Source organism: Planctomycetia bacterium (genome assembly GCA_034440135.1).
Taxonomy (GTDB): domain Bacteria; phylum Planctomycetota; class Planctomycetia; order Pirellulales; family JALHLM01; genus JALHLM01.
Map to the genome: position 1 here is coordinate 1 of JAWXBP010000089.1, position 5,794 is coordinate 5,794.

At 58.4% G+C, this 5,794-nt stretch carries 5 protein-coding genes and 1 tRNA gene; all 6 read left to right on the plus strand.

The window, feature by feature from the left end; translation table 11 throughout:
* The first annotated feature begins 7 nt into the window (after nt 1–7).
* A tRNA-Val gene (locus tag SGJ19_05135) sits at nt 8–81 on the plus strand.
* Nucleotides 82–196: 115 nt separating this feature from the next.
* Nucleotides 197–1,882: a hypothetical protein gene (locus SGJ19_05140; protein ID MDZ4779616.1), complete on the plus strand. Its 1,686-nt coding sequence runs from the start codon at nt 197–199 to the stop codon at nt 1,880–1,882.
* 27 nt (nt 1,883–1,909) lie between these two features.
* Nucleotides 1,910–3,778, plus strand: a complete 1,869-nt coding sequence (locus SGJ19_05145; protein ID MDZ4779617.1) for a hypothetical protein — start codon at nt 1,910–1,912, stop codon at nt 3,776–3,778.
* A 237-nt stretch (nt 3,779–4,015) separates the two neighbouring features.
* Nucleotides 4,016–4,339, plus strand: coding sequence for a hypothetical protein (locus tag SGJ19_05150; protein MDZ4779618.1), 324 nt, complete (start codon nt 4,016–4,018; stop codon nt 4,337–4,339).
* Nucleotides 4,340–4,484: 145 nt separating this feature from the next.
* Nucleotides 4,485–5,387 carry a hypothetical protein gene (locus SGJ19_05155; protein ID MDZ4779619.1) on the plus strand — a complete coding sequence of 301 codons (903 nt, stop codon included), beginning with the start codon at nt 4,485–4,487 and terminating at the stop codon, nt 5,385–5,387.
* A gap of 148 nt (nt 5,388–5,535) precedes the next feature.
* The coding region (locus SGJ19_05160) for a hypothetical protein (protein MDZ4779620.1) at nt 5,536–5,794 on the plus strand (259 nt) is incomplete at its 3' end.

The following is a 5,794-nucleotide window of genomic DNA, read 5'->3' on the forward strand; positions in this document are numbered from 1 at the left end:
ATCTCCAGGGCGATTAGCTCAGTTGGTTAGAGCACCAGCTCGACAAGCTGGGGGTCAAAGGTTCGAGTCCTTTATCGCCCACTTTCGTAACCTCTGCCGCCGCAAGTGATTGCGTCCACCTGTCGACAATCGGCAGTGCAGGCCAAACCGACGACCAAAGGGACATATGTCCCTTTGGTCGAAAATGGGCATGCACATGTCGAAGTTGTCGGACGTCATCGCCGCACTCGAGGCGCAGGCACTCAAGCTGGAGCGCATGCTCGACACCCTGTCGCCGGAGCTGCGCTCGCCTCTCGAGCCGCTTCTTACTGAGAGCAACCGGAGGCTGGCCGAGCTTCGCGCACGATCGGCCAACGAAGCCGGCGCGAAATCCGTGCAGCGACCCGCTCGGCGGCGGAAAGCGGCAGCTAGCGAAATCGATCAAAGGGAGATGGAACGGTTGCTCGCTGCCGGAAAGCTTTCTCAACGCGAGATCGGTGAACGGTTAGGCGTCCCACGGCACCGGGTGATCGCGGCGGCCCGCAAGATTGGCGTCAAGCGTGAGCGAAAGCTACGGTTCCACGCCGAGACCGGTCAGGGCTTTATCTGCGTCAATGGTCGCCGCGAGTACTTGGGACCGTTCCACGCCAAGGCGACCAAAAAGAAGTACCGGCAACGCCTCGCCGAGCTGGCCGAAGCGCCGCCAGCGGCGCCCGCGGTCACGTCGCCGGAAACGCCGGCTGACGAGATTCTTTTCGTCAAGGAAATGCTCCTGCACTACTGGAGCTTTGCGGAGAAAAGGTACCAAACAGCGGACAAGCAGCCCAAACCGCATTTGGACAACCTGCGCCAGGCGGTCATGCGGGTTGAAAAGCAATGCGGACACACGCTCGTCAGCGAGCTTCGCGTAGCTCAAATCCTGGAAATGCGTGATGCGATGATCGACGAACGGCGCGCCCGCACGTATATCAACAGCCTCATGGCGCGCGTCAAGCAGATCTTCAAGTGGGCGTTGGTCCGGGAAGTCGTCAGGAACAAGAACTTTGGGGAAGCTGCATCGCGAATCTGCAATATCGACGCGTTGGGAGCGGGGGAGAGCGGGGCGAGAGAAGCGCCCAAACCGAAACGTGCCGACGACATCTGGGTAGAAGCAACGTTGCCCTACTTGCCTCCGCCGGTACGGGACATGGTGCGGATCCAACGGCTCACCGGCTGCCGAGCTGGCAACGCGATGGGGATGCAGACCGCGGAGGTCGACCGGACCGCCGACCCCGCGTACCAGGGCAAATGGATGTACCGCCCCAGCCGACACAAGACCGCACACCTCGGCGAGGAATGCGAGATCCCTTTGGGAGAAGAGGCTCAAGCGATTCTGAGCCCCTACTTACTCCGCTACCCGACTGGATACCTATTTCGGCCGGCTGACGCCATTAAGTGGCGTCAGCGGGAACGCGACGAGGCGATCCGCGCCGCCTTCCTCGCTGGGGAGCGGGACGCCAAGGTGTTGGCGCAGAATTTCGGGCTGACAGCGTGCAACGTGTACCGAATCCTTCAACCGCTTCGCACCGACGCCGGGGCCGAGCGTGCGCCATCACGTCGCGTCCGCGAAAAGTACGACCGCAACAGCTACGGACATGCCATCACCCGCGGCATCCGTGAGGCAAATCAAGTCCGCCGAAGCGCGCTGGAAAAGCAGTTGGGGCGCGAACCCACCGAGGCGGAATGGAAACGCGCCGAAATCCCGCATTGGAGCTCTCACTGTCTGCGCCGAGCACGCGCGACGGAGGCGCGAGCACAGGGCGGCTTAGAGGCCGCTCAATCCGCGCTTGGGCACAAAGATCAGCGGACAACGGAGCGTTATGCGCCGGTAGGCAACGCGCCAGCCCTGCGAATCGCTCGGTAAATGGAATAAGACCATCGAGGTTGAACAATGGAAACCGAATCAACAAAAAACGCGTCTCCAACCGAACTGCGCATCTATGACGATGGCAAGGTGAAGCTGATGTACGCGCCTGTTTGGGTGTTGCTCCTCAACGAAGTCACGAAACCCAACTTGGGAACTCTCGCTGGCGACACGCCGCCTGTGAGCAAGTCCGAAGCGATCAAGTTGGTGAATCAACTCGACATCCTGGACGAGCCCCTGAAACGTAGCAGAGTTGAAACGGCGCTACGTCGCTACGGAGACTTAGCGTGGTTCGAACGATTCCTATTGCTGGGAGCGAACCCACCTGGCGATATCCACGTGCTGACAATTGAGCAGGTCCAAGCCATCGACGCCACGCTCGACTACACCGCCCACATGGCAAATGCGGTGCGCATTGATGCAAAGCAAAAGCGCGACCACGCGGGGCCGTACCGCGACTGGTTCGAACATAACGTGTGGCGCGCGCGCTCCTTGGACGAATGGTATGAACGCGTCTTGTGGCTTCTTTCTGGTATCACTCCAAGTGGTGTCTATGTCATCGAGCGAAACATCACCCAACTGAGGCAGGCCGAAAGCCAATACGGACGTATCGCCCGGGCTCGTTGCGGTAGCCGCTCATTAGTGCGCTGGCGGGCCAGTGAAAAGGACCGACGAGCGCTCGACGTCGCTATCGAATGCTGCAAGAACGGCTATCCGCTGAGCTGGCTCGACGACCAGTCCGCTTGGGTCGCCGCCGCTGGGGACCAACTCTCGAAAGACAACGCCGGAACGCGAGGAACTTCAAAAGCTTGGTTACAAAAGAAGCGAGATTCCCTGTTGCGCTTCGCCAACACATATCACCGTCCATCGACGCTGGCGGCACTTTCCCCGCCCCTCACGCCAGACCAGTGGAACAACGAAAAACAAAAGTGCTGTGACATCTTGAATTTAACGGCGGATCAAGGCGACCCACTCGAGGAATACGCCACTGGCCAGCTCCCGAAACGGCCTAAACACTTGAAACAGGGAATGATCAGAGCTGGCATGTTCGTTCCATTTGCCCTGATGTGGAACTTCCGCGATGTCGCGAGCAATGCCTGGAGTCAGAATAAAATGGGCGAAATCGCCAAGACGCCAGGCTTCAGATACTTATTCCTTGACAGAGTCTTGCCGCGGCGTCTCAGATCAAAGAAATGTTTAGCTCGGGAAAAGCTACAAGCGGCAGTGACGATCTACAGCGGCCGCACAGAAGGCACGAAAGTCAGCTTGCGCAATTGGAGGCGCGTTAGGTTGCCACTCGATCGTATCGTAAAACGCAACCAAGCGATTGTTGTAGCCTACCAAAACGGCGAACACGACTCGGCTGTGCTGGCGACTCAATTCGGAGTGAGCCGTGGAACCATTCGAGCAGTTACCGCGCCATTGCGAACGTACGACGGGAGGCCGAGAGGCCGAAGAGATCCCTCCGTGGCCGAACGCCATCGTGCAATTGCCGCCGACTTCCGGCAAGGTGATAAGGATATTGCGGAGCTGGCCAAGCGCCACGGCGTAACCAAGGGTGCGGTCTGGAAGGCTACAAGACATCTCCGACAGCTGAACCACGTCGAGCAACTTCCCAATGACGAGGCTCAACCGAGGGCAGCCGTAGGCGACTCGACGATCTCAACGCTGAAATCCAAGAACACTAAAGATCGGAAAGGAAAGGCGAACAAACGTGGTCGAGATCACGCGTCAGATCAGCACAAGAAAGACGCTCAATTAGTGATCGAGTACTTTTGTGCAAACCGGCAATTGAAACCAATTGTCATTGCACGCCGGCTCGGACTTGATAGCAAATTCACACGAAATACTATCTCGAACTTCAACCGCAGCCAGAAGGACAAACCAAATTCGTAGCCTGCGGATCCAATTGGCGCTTCAAATCGCGCGCTTCAAATCAGTACGCCGTTGCGATCTTCGAGAAAATCGCTAATCGGAAGAGATAATGGTCGCCCCAAACGTCGTATTCTCAAGGAGTTGCGACCAGCCACGTAAACTTTTTCGAGCAAACTAACGCGCTTCAAATCACCGAATTGAAGCGCTAGTTTTAATGATCTCCATGTTGCGAAACGGCACAAACATGGAGAACGAGCAATGGGATGCTTTCGACGAGTCGAACGTCTCACACTGCAGCAGGCGGCGGAGCGCGAAGGTGTAAACCGGGCCACGATCTTTCGTTGGTGGAAGGTTGGCGTCGGCGGGATTCGCCTGGTCACCCGTCGTCATGGCGGCAAACGAGTAGTGGATCCACGCGCCCTGGAAGAATTCCACGCGGCGGTTAACGCCCGCGATCAAATCGCTCCGTCGACTCTCGACGTGGCGACAGCCCCTGCGCCTCAGCGAGCCATGCGGCAGCGGCTCGCCGCGGCCGATCGCGAATTCAAAGCGCGTATCGGCGAAGGGAGGAAGGGCGCATGAGCCGTTGTAGCCATTCCCGTTGCCGACCTCTGAAAAAAGGGCAGGCGCTCCGCGCTGTGCTCAGCAACAACCAGGAGCATAGTCGATGCGTCCATCTACACAGGAATCGTCCGACCTGGCGGCATGGATCGAGCGGGTTGCGCCCGTGAACGTCATGCGGTCCCAGCAGCTCGGGGCGTCGCAGAAGCTCTATTTGCTGGCCCTCTGGATGAAAGCAGGGTGCGCTCCGGGGTTGCCGCCTCCAATCACGTGGGACGAGCTGGCAAGGTTTGTTGGCAACAAAGACCCAACGAGTGCCAAAAGCGCAGTCTTCGGGCTACGCGATAAAGGTTGGTTGAGGGTAAGAAGCTACGACGCCGCCGGATTGGACGTCGAAGTAGTCGATCCAAATGAGTGGCGAAGTATCGGCGACCGCGATGAGCAGGGAGAACTCTTCGAACCGGAAACGGGCGAAGCGGCCCTGACCAAACGGGATGCCGACCGAGACAACGAGGCCGACGCGGATAAGCCAGAAAAAACCCACGGGGATTTTCTGGACGATGACGCGCAACAAGCTCAAACCAAGCTGTTTCATGCCAAGCTTCCACCAACTCAACAGTCTCAACAAACTCCTAACGAGCTAGGGGAACGCAGCGACGACAACGTTGGCTTGATTAGACGCGGCGACCAAGTAATCGCGCTGACGTCCAAGGTCCTCAAAGTACTCGGCGACTGCAATGCACAGCGTTGGCATGCGCCGGCGTTCGCACTTACCGTCGACGAAGGGCTTATCAGCGAGGCGGAATTCCACGTCTGCCTCGGTGCGGGGCCGGCAGCGCTTGCAGATGAAAAACTCAGAGTGAACATTTTCGCTTGCAGCAAAGGAGCCTTCGTCAACGTGCTGCGGACACGAAGCAAGAAGTGTGTGGCAAAGGGAATGGGCCTGTACGCCGACGGATCGCCGAAGTTTTGGACATGCACTGAAATTCGCAACAAGCTCGAAGCGCTGGGCATTGATGTCGCCAGATTTCCAAACTGGGGGATCCTCGCGAAGAATCGGCACCGTTAAAGCGAGCGAGGAAACTGATGAGGAAAGACCGTTATGACCGCGAGAGACGAGGCTGCCGCCTGGTTGCGCCAATTGCTCACCCGTTGGGCCCGTCGCAACGAACGACATTCGACGTCTGTCAGTCCAGCGCCAACACACGTGGCGAACGATGCAACAAGCCAAATACGAAATTGGCGCCGAAGCTCAGCGCGTCAGTTGGCGCGGTCGCTCTAGTTGGGTCTGGCAGCTCGGCAAGGACGCCAAAACTGGCGGCCTTATCACCGCCCGACGATGGGATCCGACCGACGATCTCGTGGAGGCCGTTGCCAGGGTACGAGCCAAAGGAGGCGTTGCTCGGATCACTCGCAATTGGCCATCAGAACGCCGGGAAATGCTAGCACTCGAATTAGGCCGGCTCGCCGGCGAGC